Source organism: Acinetobacter sp. 24-47-67, assembly GCF_056779735.1.
This window is the reverse complement of record NZ_JBWYIK010000008.1, coordinates 131,865-152,311: the sequence shown is the minus strand read 5'-3', so window position 1 is coordinate 152,311 and position 20,447 is coordinate 131,865. Positions and strand designations below refer to the sequence as shown.

18 protein-coding genes are annotated in these 20,447 nt (G+C 39.2%); 10 read left to right on the top strand and 8 right to left on the bottom strand.

Annotated features, from left to right (window positions below; genetic code table 11):
• Both AC1M9K_RS10915 and AC1M9K_RS10910 read left to right on the top strand, forming a co-directional pair.
• Positions 1–628, top strand: a 628-nt coding sequence (locus tag AC1M9K_RS10915; protein WP_481589272.1) for a DUF2345 domain-containing protein, incomplete at its 5' end; no start/stop codon positions are given.
• A gap of 2 nt (positions 629–630) precedes the next feature.
• Complete coding sequence (locus AC1M9K_RS10910) at positions 631–3,606, top strand: hypothetical protein (RefSeq protein WP_481589271.1); 2,976 nt, start codon at positions 631–633, stop codon at positions 3,604–3,606.
• Positions 3,607–3,634: 28 nt separating this feature from the next.
• On the opposite strand, the gene AC1M9K_RS10905 is transcribed toward AC1M9K_RS10910, so the two are convergent.
• The 8 genes from AC1M9K_RS10905 to AC1M9K_RS10870 all read right to left on the bottom strand — a co-directional run bounded on the left by AC1M9K_RS10905 (position 3,635) and on the right by AC1M9K_RS10870 (position 14,603).
• Positions 3,635–4,639 (bottom strand): formylglycine-generating enzyme family protein, encoded by a 1,005-nt coding sequence (locus AC1M9K_RS10905; RefSeq protein ID WP_481589277.1) that lies wholly within the window; start codon positions 4,637–4,639, stop codon positions 3,635–3,637.
• 176 nt (positions 4,640–4,815) lie between these two features.
• Entirely contained in the window at positions 4,816–6,231 is a 1,416-nt protein-coding gene (locus AC1M9K_RS10900; RefSeq protein ID WP_481589270.1) for an efflux transporter outer membrane subunit, read from the bottom strand.
• Between the two features lie 12 nt (positions 6,232–6,243).
• Positions 6,244–8,220 (bottom strand): MacB family efflux pump subunit, encoded by a 1,977-nt coding sequence (locus AC1M9K_RS10895; protein ID WP_035270153.1) that lies wholly within the window; start codon positions 8,218–8,220, stop codon positions 6,244–6,246.
• Between the two features lie 2 nt (positions 8,221–8,222).
• A complete protein-coding gene (locus AC1M9K_RS10890; RefSeq protein ID WP_481589269.1) occupies positions 8,223–9,575 on the bottom strand; it encodes a MacA family efflux pump subunit in 1,353 nt (450 codons plus the stop codon).
• Positions 9,576–9,698: 123 nt separating this feature from the next.
• Entirely contained in the window at positions 9,699–10,685 is a 987-nt protein-coding gene (holA, locus tag AC1M9K_RS10885) for a DNA polymerase III subunit delta (protein ID WP_481589268.1), read from the bottom strand.
• 6 nt (positions 10,686–10,691) lie between these two features.
• Positions 10,692–11,255, bottom strand: a complete 564-nt coding sequence (locus tag AC1M9K_RS10880) for an LPS-assembly lipoprotein LptE (RefSeq protein WP_035270158.1) — start codon at positions 11,253–11,255, stop codon at positions 10,692–10,694.
• Between the two features lie 243 nt (positions 11,256–11,498).
• Entirely contained in the window at positions 11,499–14,120 is a 2,622-nt protein-coding gene (gene leuS, locus AC1M9K_RS10875) for a leucine--tRNA ligase (RefSeq protein WP_481589267.1), read from the bottom strand.
• Between the two features lie 123 nt (positions 14,121–14,243).
• On the bottom strand, positions 14,244–14,603 hold the full coding sequence (locus AC1M9K_RS10870; RefSeq protein ID WP_481589266.1) for a DUF4124 domain-containing protein: 360 nt from the start codon (positions 14,601–14,603) through the stop codon (positions 14,244–14,246).
• Between the two features lie 554 nt (positions 14,604–15,157).
• Here AC1M9K_RS10870 and AC1M9K_RS10865 point away from each other — a divergent pair.
• The 8 genes from AC1M9K_RS10865 (at position 15,158) to AC1M9K_RS10830 (ending at position 20,337) form a co-directional block, all read left to right on the top strand.
• On the top strand, positions 15,158–16,885 hold the full coding sequence (locus AC1M9K_RS10865) for an acetolactate synthase 3 large subunit (RefSeq protein ID WP_035265632.1): 1,728 nt from the start codon (positions 15,158–15,160) through the stop codon (positions 16,883–16,885).
• Positions 16,882–17,373, top strand: coding sequence for an acetolactate synthase small subunit (gene ilvN / locus AC1M9K_RS10860; RefSeq protein WP_035265631.1), 492 nt, complete (start codon positions 16,882–16,884; stop codon positions 17,371–17,373). The genes AC1M9K_RS10865 and ilvN overlap by 4 nt, the downstream gene beginning before the upstream one ends.
• A 105-nt stretch (positions 17,374–17,478) precedes the next feature.
• Positions 17,479–18,495: a ketol-acid reductoisomerase gene (gene ilvC, locus AC1M9K_RS10855; protein WP_035265630.1), complete on the top strand. Its 1,017-nt coding sequence runs from the start codon at positions 17,479–17,481 to the stop codon at positions 18,493–18,495.
• Between the two features lie 162 nt (positions 18,496–18,657).
• Complete coding sequence (locus AC1M9K_RS10850) at positions 18,658–19,578, top strand: hypothetical protein (protein ID WP_481589265.1); 921 nt, start codon at positions 18,658–18,660, stop codon at positions 19,576–19,578.
• 78 nt (positions 19,579–19,656) lie between these two features.
• Positions 19,657–19,812, top strand: a complete 156-nt coding sequence (locus AC1M9K_RS10845) for a hypothetical protein (RefSeq protein WP_481589264.1) — start codon at positions 19,657–19,659, stop codon at positions 19,810–19,812.
• 35 nt (positions 19,813–19,847) lie between these two features.
• Positions 19,848–20,036 carry a hypothetical protein gene (locus AC1M9K_RS10840; protein ID WP_481589263.1) on the top strand — a complete coding sequence of 63 codons (189 nt, stop codon included), beginning with the start codon at positions 19,848–19,850 and terminating at the stop codon, positions 20,034–20,036.
• Positions 20,006–20,218 (top strand): hypothetical protein, encoded by a 213-nt coding sequence (locus tag AC1M9K_RS10835; protein ID WP_481589262.1) that lies wholly within the window; start codon positions 20,006–20,008, stop codon positions 20,216–20,218. The genes AC1M9K_RS10840 and AC1M9K_RS10835 overlap by 31 nt, the downstream gene beginning before the upstream one ends.
• Positions 20,209–20,337: a hypothetical protein gene (locus AC1M9K_RS10830; RefSeq protein WP_481589261.1), complete on the top strand. Its 129-nt coding sequence runs from the start codon at positions 20,209–20,211 to the stop codon at positions 20,335–20,337. The genes AC1M9K_RS10835 and AC1M9K_RS10830 overlap by 10 nt, the downstream gene beginning before the upstream one ends.
• Positions 20,338–20,447: the final 110 nt, after the last annotated feature.

Here is a 20,447-nt window from a genome sequence, read left to right as displayed (position 1 = left end):
TAACGAAGACATCCACCTCAGTGCAGATGGACAGATCAACCAAATTGCACAAGGAAGCATCAACACCAGTACCCAAGACAGCATACTTAGCCATGCCAGCAAAAAGATCAGCTTATTTGCCGCTCAAGAAGGAGCACGACTGTATGCAGGGAAAGGGAAGATTGAGATTCAAGCTCAAGGGGATGGCGCGGATCTGATTGCCAGAAAGGGGGTGCAGATTATTTCGACGGAAGATACGATTTATATCACCAGTCCGAATGAAATTAATCTAACTGCAGGCGGCTCTCAAGTGAAACTAAATAGTTCTGGGATATTACCAACCACTGGCGGGAAGTTTGAAGCGAAGGCGGGGCAGCATAAGTTTATTGGCGGTGAGAAGGTAGATGTGCCTCCTTTAAAGTTAAACTCTTCACCTTGCTATTTGACTTACCAAGTTACTGATTTTGATGGCAAACCGTTAGCGAATAAAAATTATTTGATATTTATGTCGGATGGCAGTCTGAAAAAAGGGAAAACTAATTCCGACGGAGAGACTGTAAAAATTGAAACGGCAGGGCCTGAAAAAGTCCAAGTTTATATTGAAGATGAAGATCATAGTGGTTATAAAATAAACCATAAAGAGAGTTGAGAATGAGTAACCAAACCAATTACCAGCTTCAGATTTTCCAAGGAAACAACACAAAAAAACCTTTAACTAATACGAAGTACAAAATTTCTTTTAATGGAAAAGTTTTAATTACTGATACCACAGATAAAGAAGGCAAAACAAAATTTATATCAATATCAGGGAATCCTGTTATTAAGTTAGAAGTTTATAATCCTAAAATGAATAAGGGGAAGGGGGGATACCTAGTACCAAAGTTATATTATTTTGCTAATGCATCGAAAATAATGTTGGGTTTAGCTACATCACTAGATGATTTTAAACCTAAACCACTTGATTTTGGACAGGTTGGAAAAAATACGGAGAGTTCATCCAATAGACCGTTAGTATTTTTGCCCGAAAGTAAAGTTATAAATAAAGTTCAACAGCTTTTTGTCAAACCATATTTACTTGTACAATTACTTAAAGCTGATAAGAAAATTTTTAATACTCGCTTGAATTATGATGTTTTGTATCCAACAGCTAAACAAAGTAGTAAAAATGAAAAAGATATAGTAAAAGTTAAAGGGAAACCTCTCAAAGGTCTGCGAACAATTAGAGATGGGCTGACTGATTTAATTGATATCGATTTCCCAGTAATTTTAAGATTTTATGGGGGAGAATTAGGAAGTGTTAATGTATATACAGAAGTTCTATATCCTTTCTATGCTCATCAAGATGTCTTAAAAATTCAATATGTAAAAGCAGCACCAGCAATTACTGCACCAGATATCAAAAACACGACTTATCTTGCGGGAAAACAAAATATTCCGATTATTGTTGACCCTGTTACTAAGGAAATTTACGTATTAAGCCCTGATGATTTTAAGGAGTTTTTAGAAATATCAGGAGGTTTAACGAAAAAAATCAATAATATGCATGAAACACGTGAAAAAGTTAATACGTTGATGGCATTAGAGGCTAAAACCCCCGAGCAAATTCGTCAAGCAGAAAAAGAAATGGGAATTGCTCAAGATGAAGCCATTAAAGAAATGAATAAACATTTCAAAAAGCAGTCTGATATTAAAGAAGTTTTAGCTTTTGAAATGTTTACAGCCCAAGATGGAACTCAGAAATTAAATGCAATTAGAAAATATACTAACGAAAGCCAACATATTAAAAATAAGAATAAAAGGTTAAATAAATTTGAATATAAATTAAGCTATCCAGTTCCTTGGAGAGCAGGAAATAATGAAGTTACGACTGGAGCTAGTCCTGGAAATTATGAAGCTTTTGATAAAATAAAATTTAAAGAAAATTTTCAAAAAACTATTACTGATATAAGTACAGAACTTAAAAAGGTAAAGGGCGAAAAATCTGTCACTTTTATTCCAAATTCAACGTTATCAGAAGCTTTTGGAATTACTGCAACCGAATTAGTAGAGAGCTATAAAACTAGTAATTCTTCAATGGTAGATGTTCAAGCTCAATGGTTAAGATTGATCGCCAGTACAGGGTATGATGGGACAGTAAAATGGGGAACTAAAGGTTTTCATGCAAGTGGTTCAGCTTATGCTCAAGCAAAAATGGTTTTGTTGGAAGGTAAGAAAAAATGGCTATGGGCTTACCCCAGTTTAAAAGGCTGTATTTTAGCTGCTGATGGTGTAGAAATGGGGGCTATTCGTTTTATTTGCGGTGCAGAAATATATGGTTTTTCAGGTGCTGTTTTTGCAGCATCTTCTGCTTTCGCAGTAACTGTGAGTAATGATGGTACTAAACAATTTCTTACCAGTGTTAAGCAATCCCCTAAAGCTTCGCTGACTAATGCATATAACACTTCGAAGCGAGCAGTTTTAGATATAAATAAAGCTGGAATAGATGAGGACGTTCCTCAAGAGAATAAATTTAATGCGGGAATTAATGCTTTTGCCGGTTTGCAAGCGAATATCTCTCCCTTTGGTGGTATACAATGGTTAGATCCTGAGAATCCGAAAGATTTTACAGATCTCGCAAAAATATCCCCGACATTAGGTTTGAGTGCAGGTGTGGGGGCTGCTGGTGAATTCAGTTTGTATTATGCAAATGGAGCATTCCGTTTTAAAGCGAGTTTAGCTCTTTGTTTTGGAGCAGGAGGAAAAGGAGCATTAGAGTTTGTAGTTGATGTAAATAAAATATATATGTTGGTTAAATTCATCGCCTACCAACTTACTTATGTCACCTTTAAAAAACTCACTTATATGCTTCATGATGATTTTATTCTATTACATAAGATTAGCATGATGCTGCCATTTGAAAATTTGCAATCAATTTCAGGTAATATAAATCAGCGGTTTAATATTTTTAAAGCAAGTTTAGCTCAAGCTGAAAAGCGTATTGCGATGTGCCGAAAAATTAATGGGAAACCCCAATGGCTCAAATATTTAAGCCCTGAAAGTCGTGGCTGTTTTTTATACCATATTACGCGACATGGATGGAAAACAAGAATGTTAGACCCATCTGAGAGTGAAGGCTGGAAGTTAATTTATACTGATAAAGAACATCAACTTCCAGAACATAAAAAAGCTGTTATTAATTTGTTCCAGAGCGTTACTCAAGTCAGTCATTGGACGAACACATTGCAACATATGAGTAGTGATGGACAGAAAAGTAATAAAACCATCACAGAAAATGAAAAAGAATTGTTAGAGTTTTTAAATTTGGGTGCTAAATCTGGAGGAATGCTGCCTCTAGCTGATCTTAAAGAAATTATATCTCGAATAAATAGAGATCATGACTTCCCTAAAGACTATAAATCAGGAAATATATATATTGATGAATATATTAAAATGCGAGGAAAACGTATATTGGAATATCCAAAAGATTATATAATTACTCGTTTTGACTCACCAGAATTTAGACAGATACAAATAGCAGAAGGTTTAGAGAAGGCAGAGAGTTTTTTAGTACAATCACCAAGACCAATAGAAGAGTTAGATGCAGAGATGTATATAAACCAAGACGAAAATAAAACATGGATGGCTTAAAGCCATCCAATGTTGATAGATTTAAATTTTATGGCTTAGGAAAAGGTCTTGGTGAGTTGGAAGCACAGCGTACAGAAGTAGAGCTATTTGGATTTAAATATTTGATACCATCTAAATCATTTTTATCAAACTGTGGGTTAGGTTCCATTCCACTTCTGTAAATAGTAGTTACGCTTCCGTGTATTGCTAAACTTTGCGCTGCTCCTTCTTGATGTGTACTCCTTACGGATTTTAATGTACCCGAATTTGGTCCCTGTGGATTAAGCTCAGGTGAGTTTTTATAATACTGTGGATCAAACCAATCAGACATCCATTCATAATTATCGGTTGCCATATCATAAAAACCCAAAGGTGTTGGTGGAAACTTACCTAGTTTTGCCACCTTAATACCATCAGCATCAGGTATGGATTGGCTATATTCACGCCTTTGTTGATCACTCCAGACATTACGCCCCGTTTCATACTTTCCATTATCTGTAGGATATATGACAAATTGTCCTTTGTTTCGGGCAGCATACTCCCATTGGGCTTCAGTGGGTAAATTCATAGCAATGCCGACTTGTTTCCCTAACCATTGACAGTAATCAGATGCCTGTTGCCAACTGATACCTGCTGGCGCCATTGGTTGACGAGCTATTTTTGCGATTTCTTGCATACTTATACGAGGTAGCCCTAAACTGTCGGTATAAGTATCAAAATCATCGAATGTGGTTTTATAGGCATTTAAACTAAAACTATCGAGAGTCACTTTATGTGCAGGCATTGCAGCATAAAGTCCAACAATAGGGAGTTTATCTTTACGTGTGAGTGGACCGAAGTCACCCATCATAAAGGTACCACCCTCCACAAAAATCATATTCTTTTTTGTTTTTTCAACTAGCTGATCAATTCTCTTTTGTAAAATTGGGTCTTGTTTAGAACTTACAGAATGTTTTGATTTTGGCTCTGAAACTGCTGATTCAGTCTTAGTCTTTGCACAAGCAGTCAGAGCAATTGTAGTACATAAAAGAGCAACTAAATTTTGTTTGATCATCTTATTATTCAGCAAATTAAAGAAATTATATTGGATATCATAATAAAAGTATAAAAATAGAGAAAGTTCGGTTTTGTAATATTATGGAGTGCAATTTACTGCGCTTTTAGTATATTTTCTGAAAGTTAAATTGAAAAATAGATCAGTTAAAAAAAGCCCTTACGGGCTTTTTTTATTCAAGGCAATTGCTGAATCGGACTACCACCTAAAGCTTGCAATAACGTCACATAAGCATTGTACTGAGTTTGTTTGGCTTGAACCAAACTTAAACGTGCTTCACGTGTGGTACGTTGTGCATCAATCAAATTCTTCAGTGCAATTGCACCATTTTTATAACGTACTTGCGTGAGTTGTTCCGTTTTCTCAGCGAGTTGAACATTACGTTCTTGTAAAGCGACTTGTTTGTCTATTTCATTGCGTGCGGATAACGCATTTTCAACATCGGCAAAAGCTTTGTATAAGGTCTGACGGTATTGAATAATTGACTTTTCATAATCCAATTCGTTCACACGTAAATCACGTTTCATATCATTCCATTGCAAGAAGGGTAGTGTAAGACCCGCACCCAATATTGCAGCAGGATTAGACAGCACATTACTCAGCGAAGTGCTTGAGCCTCCAGTAGTTATACTACCTGTTAAATTAATCGAAGGGTAATAACTTGCTTTATTCGCATCTTTGTTGGCAAGTGCTTTGCGTAAACGTAACTCAGCTGCTTGCAAATCAGGACGGCGCGATAAAAGCTCCGCTGGTAAGCCCGATTGAATTTGCGGTAGGGCAGAAAGTGGTAAGCGCTGTGGCTCCGAGATATTCAACTGTTGCACAGGTTGATTGAGCAATACCGCAAGAGCAGTTCGAGTTTCAACTTTTTGCTGTTCGATCTGGCTTAACGTAGCTTTTTGACTTTGAACAGCTTGTTCAGCTGACGTTAAATCAAGACCTGATACCGCCCCAGCTCGATACTGTGTTTGCACTAATTCATAAGTTTTCTGCGTACTCGCCAAATTTTGTTGAGCCACAGATAGGCGTTCATTAAGATATCCCAATTGCCAATACAATTGTGCAGTTGTTGCAATCAGGCTTTGTGCAGTGGCTTGTAAATCTTGCTCAGTCGCAAGCGCTTCCCATCGAGATGCTTCAGTTTGATTGGCCAATTTACCGAATAAATCCAGCTCATAGCTTAAGCCAGGATAGTTCAGTGAAATACCATTTGAAGAATCACCATCACCATCTAAACTAAAACGATGACCGACCGATGCACCTGCATTGCCAATACGCACACCTTGCTGACTTTCAGATTGCTTGGCTTGAAGGCGTGCTTGTTGCAAATTAATCCCAGCAACAGCTAAATCAGTATTACGGGCAATCACTTGTTCAACCAATTGGTTGAGCTGTGCATCACCAAATAATGTCCACCATTGATCATGAAAAGCCTGTTGGTGGATATTTTGGCTGTGTTGTTGGCTGTTTTGAAAGCCCTGTGGAATATCGGCTGCAGGAGCTTGATAAGGCGTTTTCACTACAGCCGCACAGCCGACTAAAGAGCCTGTTAATGCTAAGGTCATGAACAGTTTATGAAGTTGATTACGCATAGTTATACCTTATTATTCTCTTGACAGTGCATCGACAGGATTTAAACGAGCAGCATTTCGTGCTGGGATAAAACCGAATACGATCCCGATTAAACTTGAACAAACGAATGCAGCTATTATTGATGTGGTTGAATACGCCATTTGGAACGTGCCACCAGCAAAGTGTGTAATCAGCTGACCAATTCCCAGTGATAATAACACCCCAAGGATACCGCCTAAAATACACACTAATACAGCTTCAATCAGGAATTGTTGCAAAATATCGCTTTGTCGAGCACCCACGGCCATTCGCACACCAATTTCTTGCGTTCGTTCAGTGACAGACACCAACATAATGTTCATGACACCGATACCACCAACGACTAAAGAAATCACAGCAATCGCAGAAATGAGTAAAGTCATTGTAGCGGTAGTTTGCTGGATGGTTTCACGAATACTGTCCGCATTTTGAGTGAACACGTCTTGCGCCCCGTGGCGTTGAACGAGTAAATTCAAGATTGCATTTTCAGCAGCAGTGCTTGAATATTCATCTTTTACACGAACGATGATGCTTCTCACATTCGACTGTCCAAGCATTCGACTCATGACGGTTGAGTAAGGGAGATAGACATTAAGACTATCTGAATTACCCATTGCACCTTGTTGAGCATCTACGATACCAATAATACGACTAGGTACACTGCCCAATAGAATTACTTGACCAATAGGATCCGTACCATCGCTAAAGAATGTCTTTTGGGTATTGGTATCAATCACAACATCTTGGGCTTGTTCAGTAACACTATGTTTGTCAAATGGTTGACCTGATTTAAACGTTAAACCACGCACATAGAAAAAGTCTTCACTCACGCCATTGACTGTCGTGGATGCCTCTACATCTTTATATCTTCCCGTGACAGAACTATTGACTGAAGGACTTACACCATCTACGTAAGGCTGTTCCGCTAATGCATCAGCATCAGCAGGGATTAAGGTCTTGGCCTGAGAAGATCGGGAGTTATCACCAAAACCACGTCCTTGGTAGACCGTAATGGTATTGGTGCCCAAACTACTAATATTTTCTAAAATTTGTTTTTGTGATCCATTACCAAGTGCGACAACCGAAACGACAGATGCGATCCCGATAATGATTCCGAGCATGGTCAAAAAAGTACGCATTCGATGAGCATTCATGGCCAGAAGCGCCATGCGGAAAGCTTCACCTAAACGGTCTAAAGCTGAACGCCAAGACGATGTTTTCTTTTGCTCAGCACGAATCAATTCTTCACGTTCAAAGCCATCATCAATCTCAGGAACATTGGGTTCATCAGAAATAATATTACCGTCTGAAATCTCAATAATACGAGTCGCATTTTTGGCAACATTGTGATCATGAGTAACGAGAATGATGGTATGACCTTTGGCATTCAGCTCGCGTAAAATACGCATCACTTCAATACCGCTGTTTTTATCTAATGCCCCAGTAGGCTCATCGGCGAGAATAACATCACCGCCATTCATCAACGCGCGAGCAATCGAAACACGCTGTTGCTGACCACCTGAAAGTTGACTTGGGCGGTTTTGGGTTTTTTCACCTAGACCTAAATCGGACAAAAGTTGAACCGCACGATCATGGCGTTCAGAAGCCTCAGCGCCGGCATAGATCGCAGGGACTTCGACATTACCAGCTGCATTTAAGTCACCAAGTAAATGGTAGCGCTGGAAGATGAATCCGAAATATTCACGGCGTAATTGAGCAAGTTCATCAGGTTCTAGCTCACGTGTTTCGCGGCCCTTAACCTTGTAGCTACCATTGGTCGGTTTATCTAAACATCCTAAGATGTTCATCAGTGTTGATTTTCCTGAGCCTGACTGACCTACAATGGCAACCAATTCTCCAGGATAAATCTCAAGATTTACCCCTTTTAGAATTTGCACAGTAGATTCACCAGCAGGGAATTCACGGGTCAGGTTTTTGACCTCGAGTAGAGGTGTTCTCGTCTGACTCATAATTACATTCTCATTGGACCAGCGCCACCACGTGCGCCACGTTTAGCTGAGTCATTTGATGAATCAGAGCCATCCGCAATTACAACTTTATCGCCTAATTTTAAACCGCGTAAAACTTGTGCTGTTGCACGGTTATTTAGACCGATAAGAACAGGGGTCGGTTTGGCTGTGCCATCTGCTTGAAGTACGCGTACCATAGCCATGGAAGCTTTACCTTGATCGACTAATGCCTTTTCCTCAGCGGTTAATTCTAAACGCTTAGGACGATCAGCTGATGAACGTTCGGCACGCCCTTCACCACGAGCTTGTTCATTACGTTCTTGGGCATTTGAACCCGCATTTGCACCACGCTGGCGAGCAGGACGATTAGAGCTTTGAACAGCAGAAGATGGAATAGTCAGTGCATTCTTTACTTCATCTAACACGATATAAACTTGAGCAGTCATATCAATACGCAATTTTCCATCTTCATTAGGAACATCGAATAGAGCGTTGTAATACACAGCTGTGCTTGATGAAGATGAATTTGAGTTGTTGGTTTCTGTATTGATGGAGTTAGGTGCAGGTTCAACTTGACGCAGTGTTGCGTAATGCTTTTTCTCGCTATTACCTAAAGTAGTGAAATAAACAGTTTGACCTTCCTCAACACGCATAACATCTGCTTCAGAAATTTCAGCCTTAACCGTCATGGTGTCAAGTTTTGCTAATTTCACGATGGTTGGCGCGCTTTGATTCGCGTTCACTGTTTGACCTTCTTCAGTCACAATTGCCACAATTGTGCCATCCATCGGAGCAACGATACGGGTATAGCCTAAATCTTCTTTGGTCGTCGCCAGTGATAAACGAGATTGCTCGATTTGAGCATTCATCGCGACGATATCGGCTTGAGCAGTTTTATAACTTGCTAATGCGGACTCATATTCGGCACGAGAAGTTGCATCTTGGGCATACATGGCTTTTTGGCGATTATATTCCGCCTCAACTTTAGTCAGATTTGCTTGTTTGACTGCCAATTGAGCCAACTGATTTTTAATACTGGCTTCAGCTGTTTTTAGATCATTTTCCTGACGAACGGAATCGATTTGAGCAATCAGTTGACCTTGTTTAACTTGATCGCCCAGTTGTACATACATTTTTTTCACCTGACCTGAAACCTGTGCACCAACGCTAACCATTTTGGTCGCTTCTAATACACCTGTTGCAAGGACAGAGTTTTCAATATCACCACGTGTCACTTCAGCGGTAATCAACTGAGGTTGCTCATCTTTAGGTTTAAAAAAATACCAAGCTAAAGCGATAGCTGCAATCGTAATGATCGCGATGATAATCAATTTCGTTGGTTTTATTTTTTGCATGGCGATATTGAAAAATGACGGAAATTGAGAGAATTATAATGATGAAATAAGGATAAAAAGTGTATTTTTCTTAAATAAAATCAATAATCATTTTTATAGTTATAAATAGACCTTGCTCGTTAACTAAGCAAACAAGGTTTTTCCACATAATTCAGCAATGGCTTGTTGCATGAGATGTTCTGGATTTTCGATATTTTTGCCTTTGATGGCAGCATCGATTCTTAATAGCAACTGTGGCCATGTGAGAAATTGCTTGGGATTAAGGCGTCGCAAGGCTTGTTGATAAAGACTGACTTTGGTTTTCCAGATGCCGAGTTGTAATGCATTTTGTGGTTGCTCAAAAAGTTGCATCAGTAAGCGCATTTCTTTGCTTACCGTCCATAAGACCAAACTATGTGGTTCGCCAGCTTCGACTAAATATTGGTATATTTTGATCGCTTGGCTTAGGTTGCCTGAAATTAATGCATCGCTTAAGTCAAAAGTGGTATAGCGTGATTGATCTTGTAAGCATTCGAGCAAATGTTGCATTTCAAGATGCTGTACATCGGGGAACGTGTCTGCCAGACGCATTAAGCTGTTTTTAGCAGCCAATAAATTATGTTCGTGGTGGACTTCGAGCCATTGCCATGCATCTTGGCTCAGTTGAATCCCAATTTTATCAGCTTCTATGCTGAGTATACGCTGACGATCTTGCGCATAAGTTGCTGTAAGAGGAACCAAGACGCCATTGGCTTCAATCGTTTGAAAAAACGCCGACTTTAAGCTACTGCTATCTTGCTTAGGCATAATGATCAACAACAAGTTGTGTTCATTATGCTGGATATAATGCTTGAGTAACTTTAACGCATTGGCATCTGGCTTAATGTTGCCATGGACCTCTACTGCGAGATTTTGTGAAAAAAGAGAAAGGCTGTTGAGTGCATTAAATACATTTTTCCAATCAGCAACGCTTTGGATGTCATAGCGTTCTCTTTCCACGTGATTGATGATCCAACTTTGACGGAAAGCATCTAAAAGATTTTGCTCAAGTAAAGGTTCTTGACCATGTAATACCCATGCACCACGTGCTTCGTTTACACGTTTTAATGCTTGTAGATAATCTAACTTCATTCTGAGTTACGGATTTTCAGAGGCAGTAGGTTCAAAAGTTTGTTGCACAGGTAACAGTACATTTGCTTCTGCTTTTGGCAGACGGTTTGCAGCAATTTGACGAGAGATCTGTTGAGCGACATCGTCAATTAAGATTTCACTGAGATATTTATTTTGTTGATCATCTGTGTTCACGGTTGCAACGTTATATTGATATGTACGTGTCGCAGTTAAAGTTCGAGGTTTTGTCACCAAGTTACCTTGACGATCTTCGATTTGGAAAGTCACAGAAAGTCTGAGTAGAACTTCAATGAGTTTGCCGTTGAGCTCATGGCGAATTGGTTTATAGTCAATGATACGCAATACATATGCATCGTTAGAGTTACTTAGTTGCACACCTGCAGCAGTGAGATAAACACTGAGTTTACGCTCTAAATCAGAAGTATTGGCAGGGAGTGCTAATTCAAGCTTTGTATAAGCCAGTGGCGTTGAAGTTGGATTGGTCCCTTTTAGATGAAATCCACAGCCGACCATAGTTGCGCTTAAGCCTAAAGTTAGAACAGCAATAGCTAAACGTTTGCTCAAATGCATTGTAGATCCTCTGTGTATTTCCTGAGACTCAGGATAAATTTTGAATATTCTGATTGTATGTGCAAAGCCCGTTGACTGGCAACGGGCTTTGTTTGGGAATTGTGAAATCCTTATATTCCCCTCTTTTTAAAAGAGGTGAGAAGCAATGCTTCGCAATGGAAATTAAATCCCTCCAAAGCTCCCTTTCTTGCGCTTTGATCTAAAGCTGTGCTTTATATCTTACTCAGGGAGGCTTTAAGGTTCTTAAACCACCAAATTCACTAATTTATTCGGAACAACGATTTCTTTCTTGGTTGGACCTGTTAAGAATTGTTGTACTTCAGGCAATGCTTTTGCTTGCGCCAGAATGTCATCTTTCGATGCATCGACAGACACTTCAAGTTTGCCACGAAGCTTACCGTTCACTTGAACCACAATGGTTTGTGTATTACGTGTTAATGCAGATTCATCCACTTGAGGGAATAATGTTGCATTTAACTCGATACCAAACTGCGCCAATAACGTTTCACTTAAATGCGGTGCAAATGGAGCAAGTAAAGTTAAAAGCGTTGTAATAGATTCACGTGCAACAGCAACATCGTTATCATCTTTTGCTTCAAACTTATTGTTCGCATTTAGAAGTTCCATCATGGCTGCAATTGCAGTGTTAAATGCGTGACGACGTTCGATGTCATCACCCACTTTTTGGATTGTTTCATGTGTTTTACGACGTAAATCTTGTGCAGCAGTTGAAAGATTTGCTTTGTCGATATTTGATGCATTGTTACCTTGTTCAAGGAAACCAGTTGCCAAGCGCCATACACGTTTTAAGAAGCGGTTTGCACCTTCCACACCTGCATCTGACCATTCAAGTGATTGATCAGGTGGTGCAGCGAACATCATAAATACACGTGCAGTATCTGCGCCGTATTGGTCAATAATAGATTGTGGGTCGATACCGTTATTTTTCGATTTCGACATTTTTTCTTGACCGCCAACGATAACGTCTTGACCATCACCTTTGTATTTTGCAGATGTGATACGACCTTTTTCATCACGCTCAAGTTCGATGTCAGCAGGGTTGAACCACGTTTTTTTACCTGATTCAGATTCGCGGTAATAGGTATCAGCAAGTACCATACCTTGCGTTAACAAGTTGGTGAATGGTTCGTTACCTTGTACTACACCTTCATCACGCATCAATTTGTGGAAGAAACGTGCATATAACAAATGCAGAATCGCGTGTTCAACACCACCGATGTATTGGTTTACAGGAAGCCAAGTTTGTCCCGCTTCAGGTTTAACCATACCACCAGTAAAGTCAGGCGATGCGTAACGCGCATAGTACCAAGATGATTCTACAAATGTATCAAGTGTATCTGTTTCACGACGTGCATCGCCGTTACAGCTTGGACATTTCGTTTCATAGAACTCAGGCATCTTGTTGAGAGGGTTACCTGAACCATCTGGAACCACGTCAGTTGGAAGTACAACAGGAAGTTGGTCTTCAGGTACTGGCACTTGACCACAGGTTGGACAGTTAATCATTGGAATAGGACAACCCCAATAACGCTGACGAGAAACACCCCAGTCACGTAAACGGAATTGAACTTTTACATTCGCAAGACCTTGTGGTTCAAGTTTTGCCAAGAATGCATCAAATGCACCTTGGAAGTCTAAACCGTCAAATTCACCTGAATTGACCAATTTACCTTCTTTTGAGCCGTACCATTCTTGCCATTCAGTTGCATTAAAGTCCGCATCATCTGTGCCTTTCGCATCAATGACTTGCTTAATGGTTAAGCCGTATTTGTTGGCAAACTCGAAGTCACGTTCATCGTGTGATGGAACTGCCATCACCGCGCCTGAACCGTAAGACATCAAGACATAGTTAGCGATCCAAACAGGAACTTCTTCGCCTGTTACAGGGTGTTTAACTGACAAACCTGTTGCCATGCCTTTTTTCTCAGCAGTGGCAAGGTCAGCTTCTGCAACTGAACCCATACGGCATTCTTCAATAAATGCAGCCAATTCAGGGTTAGTTTCAGCAGCTTTAAGCGCCATCGGGTGTTCTGCTGCAACTGCAACATAAGTCACACCCATTAAAGTATCAGCACGTGTAGTAAATACAGTTAAGCCATCTGCATAAACTTCAGTGTTTGCTGAAGGGAAGGTAATTTCCATACCCTGTGAGCGACCAATCCAGTTACGCTGCATGGTCAAGACCTGTTGTGGCCAACCGTCTTTGAGTGTGTCTAAATCGTCTAATAATTCTTGCGCATAATCTGTGATGCGGAAGTAGTACATTGGAATATCACGTTTTTCAACCAATGCACCTGAACGCCAACCACGACCATTTTCAACTTGTTCGTTTGCCAAAACAGTTTGGTCTACAGGATCCCAATTTACCGTTGAAAGCTTACGGTAGATTAAGCCTTTTTTATAAAGCTGAACGAATAACCATTGTTCCCAGCGATAATATTCTGGTGTACACGTTGCAAATTCACGATCCCAATCCACCGCAAGACCTAATTTTTTAAGCTGATTACGCATGTAATCGATATTTTCAAAGGTCCATTTTGCAGGTGCAACTTGGTGTGCAATCGCAGCATTTTCAGCAGGTAAACCAAACGCATCCCAACCCATAGGTTGTAATACAGTTTCACCTTTGAGACGGTGGAAGCGGCTGATCACGTCACCAATCGTGTAGTTACGTACATGACCCATATGCAGTTTGCCACTTGGGTAAGGGAACATCGAGAGGATATATCGACGTGGACCTTCTACAGTGTCGGCAACTTTAAAGGCTTTGCGAGATTCCCAGTCCTGTTGAACTTGGGGCTCAATCGCACTGGCTTGGTATTCAGAGTCAATGTGAGTAGTCATATACGTAATACAAGAGAACGGTTAAAAAAATTTAGCGCACAGCATAGCGCAAAACGCACCTAAAAGTGAATTTTACAGACTGAAAATGGATGCAAAACTTAAATTAAGATCAAAAAGACAAATTCACTCATTTGAAACTTGAGTTTCGCTTAATGGAGCAGCATTTGTGTTTTGTGACTCAGTATTTGAAGTACCGTTTGTTTGCTGTTGCGTTGGTATCGTTTGAGTCTGTGAGGTTTGAGGAGCTTCGCTCGGGTTTGTATTTGTATTGACAGATGTTGTTGGTGCTTTCCAACCATATGTTTCAACTTTCCCTTTCTTTTTTGCTGATTTTGGTGGCGGGGTAGTGGTGTAGTGGGTTGAGCCATTTTGATCGACCCATTTGTAATATTCTTTTGCCTGCACCATAGATGAACAAATAGAAACGAAAACGACCGTGGATGCTAAACAAGAAAGTTTTAAAGATGATGCTAGTGAATTCATGACTTCACCTATAAAGAAATAAGAGGGGAATGAGTTCTTTTACATGTTTATATCGCAGCATTTTGCTGGATACTGATGAAGATTAATTGGTTTTATTTTAATCAAAAAAATCATTTTGCGTATAAATTGTTTTATATAAATATTAAAAATAAGTGTTTGAAATTTTTTTTATAAATCACCCAACCAAAAGTTATCGTTTGAAAAATAATCGGTTGGTAAATAAACAATAAAAAGGTTTCGGCAAACCTTGACTTTGGTCGTGAAAAAACTAAAAATGCTGCTCTAGTTTTATATGTTTTGTTCGATCACCCTTCGAATAAATATCATAGCTTGCAATAACGTTGTCTCTAAGCCGAGACAATGAAATAGCAGAAATATGTTTATCCCAACATGTTGAATATGCAGTCGCAACTCAAACGGTTGCGATCGAAAAATTTTATTATTGCAGCAAAAACGATGAAATATGTGTGCTATAACAGTGCATACAAACGAATGAATGAAACACGACTTATGTCTCCCATAAACGTCGTGGAAATAAGATTAGGGTGAATACGTTGGAACTTTTATCTGGTGGTGAAATGCTTGTTCGCGCATTGGCGGACGAAGGCGTTGAACATGTTTTTGGATATCCAGGCGGCGCAGTTTTACACATTTACGACGCGCTATTCAAACAAGACAAAATTAATCATTACCTCGTGCGTCATGAGCAAGCTGCTGGTCATATGGCAGATGCATACTCGCGCGTAACAGGTAAGACAGGTGTTGTACTGGTGACCTCGGGTCCAGGTGCGACTAACACTGTGACACCAATCGCGACAGCTTACATGGACTCAATCCCAATGGTGATTTTGTCTGGTCAGGTTGCAAGCCATTTGATTGGTGAAGATGCATTCCAAGAAACGGATATGGTGGGTATTTCTCGTCCAATCGTGAAACACAGTTTCCAAGTGCGTCATGCGAGTGAAATTCCAGCGGTTATTAAAAAAGCTTTCTATATCGCGTCATCAGGTCGTCCAGGTCCTGTGGTTGTTGATATTCCAAAAGATGCAACAAACCCTGCTGAAAAATTTGCATACGAATATCCTGAAAAAGTAAAAATGCGCTCTTACCAGCCGCCACATCGTGGTCATACTGGTCAGATCCGCAAAGCTATTGATGAATTGATCAATGCTAAACGTCCTATTATTTATACAGGCGGTGGTGTTGTTCAAGGCAATGCATCGCATTTATTGACTGAATTAGCACATCTATTGGGTTATCCAGTAACCAATACATTGATGGGGCTAGGTGCATTCCCTGGTAATGATCCTCAATTTATTGGTATGTTGGGTATGCATGGGACATATGAAGCGAACATGACCATGGGTCACGCTGATGTGATTCTATGTGTTGGTGCGCGTTTCGATGACCGTGTAACCAATAATCCTGCAAAATTCTGTCCAAATGCGAAAGTGATTCACATTGATATCGATCCTGCGACGATTTCAAAAACAATCATGGCGCATATCCCAATCGTGGGTGCGGTAGAGCCAGTTCTTCAAGAAATGTTAGCGCAATTAAAACAGCTGAATATTTCTAAGCCGAACCCTGAAGCTATTGCGGATTGGTGGAAACAAATCAATGAGTGGCGTCAGGTTCATGGTTTGAAATATGAAAAACCAACTGACGGTACGATGAAACCTCAACAAGTTGTTCAAGCTTTAGATAAAGTAACGAACAGCCAAGCAATCATCACTTCTGACGTTGGTCAACATCAGATGTTTGGTGCGTTGTATTACAAATACACACGTCCACGTCAATGGATTAACTCAGGTGGCTTAGGCACGATGGGTGTTGGTCTTCCATATGCGATGGCGGCTAAGCTTGCATTCCCTGACCAACAAGTTGTTTGTATTACAGGTGAAGCATCCATTCAGATGTGTATCCAAGAGCTCTCAACATGTAAGCAATATGGCCTAAATGTTAAAATCTTGTGCTTAAACAACCGTGCTTTAGGTATGGTGAAACAATGGCAAGATATGAATTATGAAGGTCGTCACTCAAGTTCATATGTTGAGTCATTGCCTGACTTTGCGAAGTTGATGGAAGCTTACGGACATGTAGGTATTCAAATTGATCATGCGGATGAGCTTGAATCGAAGCTTGCAGAAGCAATGGCGATTAATGATAAATGTGTATTCATCAACGTGATGGTTGACCGTACTGAGCATGTTTATCCGATGTTAATCGCGGGTCAATCTATGACAGATATGTGGTTATCTAAAGGGGAGCGCACAGCATGAGACATATCATCTCTGTTCTCATTGAGAACGAATCTGGCGCGCTTTCACGTTTAGTGGGTTTGTTCTCACAACGTGGTTATAACATTGAAACTTTGAACGTTGCGCCAACAGAAGACCCAACAATGTCTCGTTTGACATTGACGACTTATGGTGATGATCACAAGATTGAGCAAATCACAAAACAACTCAACAAACTTGTTGAAGTGGTTAAAGTGGTTGACCTTTCTGAAGGTTCACACATTGAACGTGAATTGATGTTAATCAAAGTAAAAGCTTTGGGTTCTGCGCGTGCTGAAATTAAACGCACAGCAGATATCTTCCGCGGACAAATCGTGGATGTAACACCAACGACTTACACGATTCAAATCGCGGGTACAACTGAGAAAATTGATGGTTTTATTGATGCTTTGGCAGAGAATACCATTCTTGAAGTTGTACGTTCAGGTGTGTCTGGTATCGCACGTGGCGAAAAAGTTTTAACAATCTAATTTTTTTATTAACAAATTCTTCCCTCCTCCGAGAGGAGGGGGTTGGCGAACCACATTAACATTCGCTAATCAAACGGAAGCCAAAGCATTTTAGCGGAGACAGCAATGCAAATTTTTTATGATAAAGACTGCGACTTATCTATCATCCAATCTAAGAAAGTAGCAATCATTGGTTACGGTTCACAAGGTCACGCTCACGCGCTTAACCTTAAAGATTCTGGCGTTGACGTAACTGTTGGTTTACGTGCTGGTTCTGCTTCTTGGAAAAAAGCTGAAAATTCTGGTCTTAAAGTTGCTGAAGTTCCTGCTGCTGTAGCTCAAGCTGACGTAGTAATGATCTTGACTCCAGATGAATTCCAAGCTCAACTTTACCGTGATGTAATTGAGCCAAACATCAAGCAAGGTGCTACTCTTGCATTTGCTCATGGTTTCTCTGTTCTTTATAACCAAGTTGTTCCACGTGCTGACTTGGACGTAATCATGGTTGCTCCAAAAGCACCTGGTCACACTGTACGTTCTGAATACCAACGTGGTTCAGGTGTTCCTGATCTTATCGCGATTCACCAAGATGCTTCTGGTAATGCACGTAACCTTGCGCTTTCTTACGCTTCAGGTGTTGGTGGCGGTCGTACAGGTATTATCGAAACTTCATTCCGTGAAGAAACTGAAACTGACCTTTTCGGTGAGCAAGCAGTTCTTTGTGGTGGTGCTGTTGAACTTGTTAAAATGGGCTTCGAAACTCTTGTTGAAGCTGGTTATGCGCCAGAAATGGCTTACTTCGAATGTCTACACGAACTTAAATTGATCGTTGACTTAATGTTCGAAGGCGGTATCGCGGACATGAACTACTCTGTATCTAACAATGCTGAGTACGGTGAATATGTTACTGGTGTCGAAGTAATCAACGAACAGTCTCGTGAAGCGATGCGTAATGCGCTTAAACGTATTCAATCTGGTGAATATGCGAAGATGTTCATCCAAGAAGGTGCGTTGAACTACCCATCTATGACTGCTCGTCGTCGTCAAAACGCTGCTCACGGTATCGAAGTCACTGGTGCTAAATTGCGTGCGATGATGCCTTGGATTCAAGCAAACAAAATCGTTGATAAAGAAAAGAACTAAGTTCTCGAATCAATTGATTTGAATGCGAAAACCCACTCAATTTGAGTGGGTTTTTTATATAAGTTAAATAAAAAATAAATTAACTTATGTAACTAAAAAAATCTTACTTTTGTAATTTATAATATATTTAATACTAAAAATTTTTGAAATATAGGAGGATTTATGGATTGGGGATTAATTTTAACGATTATATTCGGTGTTGCTAGTTTATTTGGTTTATTTTTGGGATGGAAAGCTCTATTTCGTCCTAAAATACAATTAATTTCTGAAGATGTAACAGTAATAGCTAATATTGGTAAAATTTCCTCAGATATTAGTATTACATATAAAAATCATGAAGTTTCTAGTAATTTAAGACTAATAAGTGCTTATTTAATAAATGTTGGTAACGTTGATATAGATTCTAAAGAAGTAGAGAAAGCTGTCACTATTGTCTTACCTAAAGATGCCAAATGGCTATTATTTCAAGTAGAACGTAATAATCATGAAATGTTAGTGGATGGAAAAATAGCTAATAATGAATTGATTATAAAGACAGGTTTGTGGAAAAAATCTGAAGGATTTAAATTTGATGCTTTGATCTCTATTGATGATGAAAATTTATTAAAGAATAAAAATGAAATTTTTTCTCTTATTAAAATTAAATCAAGAATCAAAGGGTTGGGTGATATAAGTGTTATTAAACTCCCGGAAGTAAAAAATTATAAGAATAATTTTTATAAATATTATAGTCATTTTCCTACTCTTGCGATGTGTGCATATATTGTTTTAGGAGCTTGCATGTATCTAGGTTTAGGTAAAGAAGATAAATTTAATTTCCTGCAATTAGATAAAGATAACAAGGTTGTTAATTTGGAAGTTATAAACAATAAACCACATGTAATAACTAAAGATGGTGCAGTAGAAAAACCAAATAAGGATGGTTTTTATAATCTAAAAGTCCGTGTAACAAAGAAGAATACTACAGAGACAGAAAAAATATTAGGTATCTTAACTATTATTATGGGTATTCTAGGTATATTGATACATAATTTTAAAAATGCAAAAAATTATTTGTTAAAAAGAAAGGTTGAAAAATCCTAAAAATACTATTTTAGAATTTTTTTGGTAAATCATATGCTAAATTAGCTTTCTCCCAATCTAATATTTTAAGGTTAAATCATGAAAAAACATTTGTTTATACAATCGCTTGTAGTGGCTTTACCTGTTTTATTTTTAACCTCAATGGCATCTGGCAATGATATTAATACAGAATTAAAAAGCATCTATGTGCCTGTGCATCGTGCCGTGCTGTCAGAAGATGGACGTTATTTTTAGAGCTAAGATCAGGCATTTGGAATCCAAGCGCACGTTTGCATGACCAAGTGTTAAATCATGATTATCAGCTTAAAGGCTTACAAAAAGGCAATACGCTTGACTTAAAAACGGAAGATTTAGAAAAAAGTTTACAGCTCAAAGGTCTGCTTAATTCCACAGTGGGCAATATGAGCAGTCAATTGTCGATTGATGGTTGGCAAAAAACCATTCTTTTCAGCCATTAATTTATATAGAAAACCGTCCGACCTTTAACTTTAAATTTTATGGCGATACGGCAATTCAACGTGTAGATGTGTTAGAGCGTAGTACGCAAAAGTTAAAACAAACCTTAGTCGGTTTTAATGCCGATGCCAGTCAAATGCAGTACATTGATTTAAATTTGATGGTTATTTTGACTTGGCCTTAAAACATGCCACGCTTGCTGAGGATACCGCACAACAGCAGTATATTTATTGGATGTATCAACCCAAAACAGGTCAATTCCAACGTGCAGCCCAGCTTGAAAAATTAGTCGGTGAGCCATGAATTGATGTGGTGCAACAACAAGTAAGCTTTGGACTTCAGCGCTTTAAAGTCAAAAATGGGCTGTTACACCCTTTAACTGATTAAGTTGGGGGGACATGAAACTGTCATAT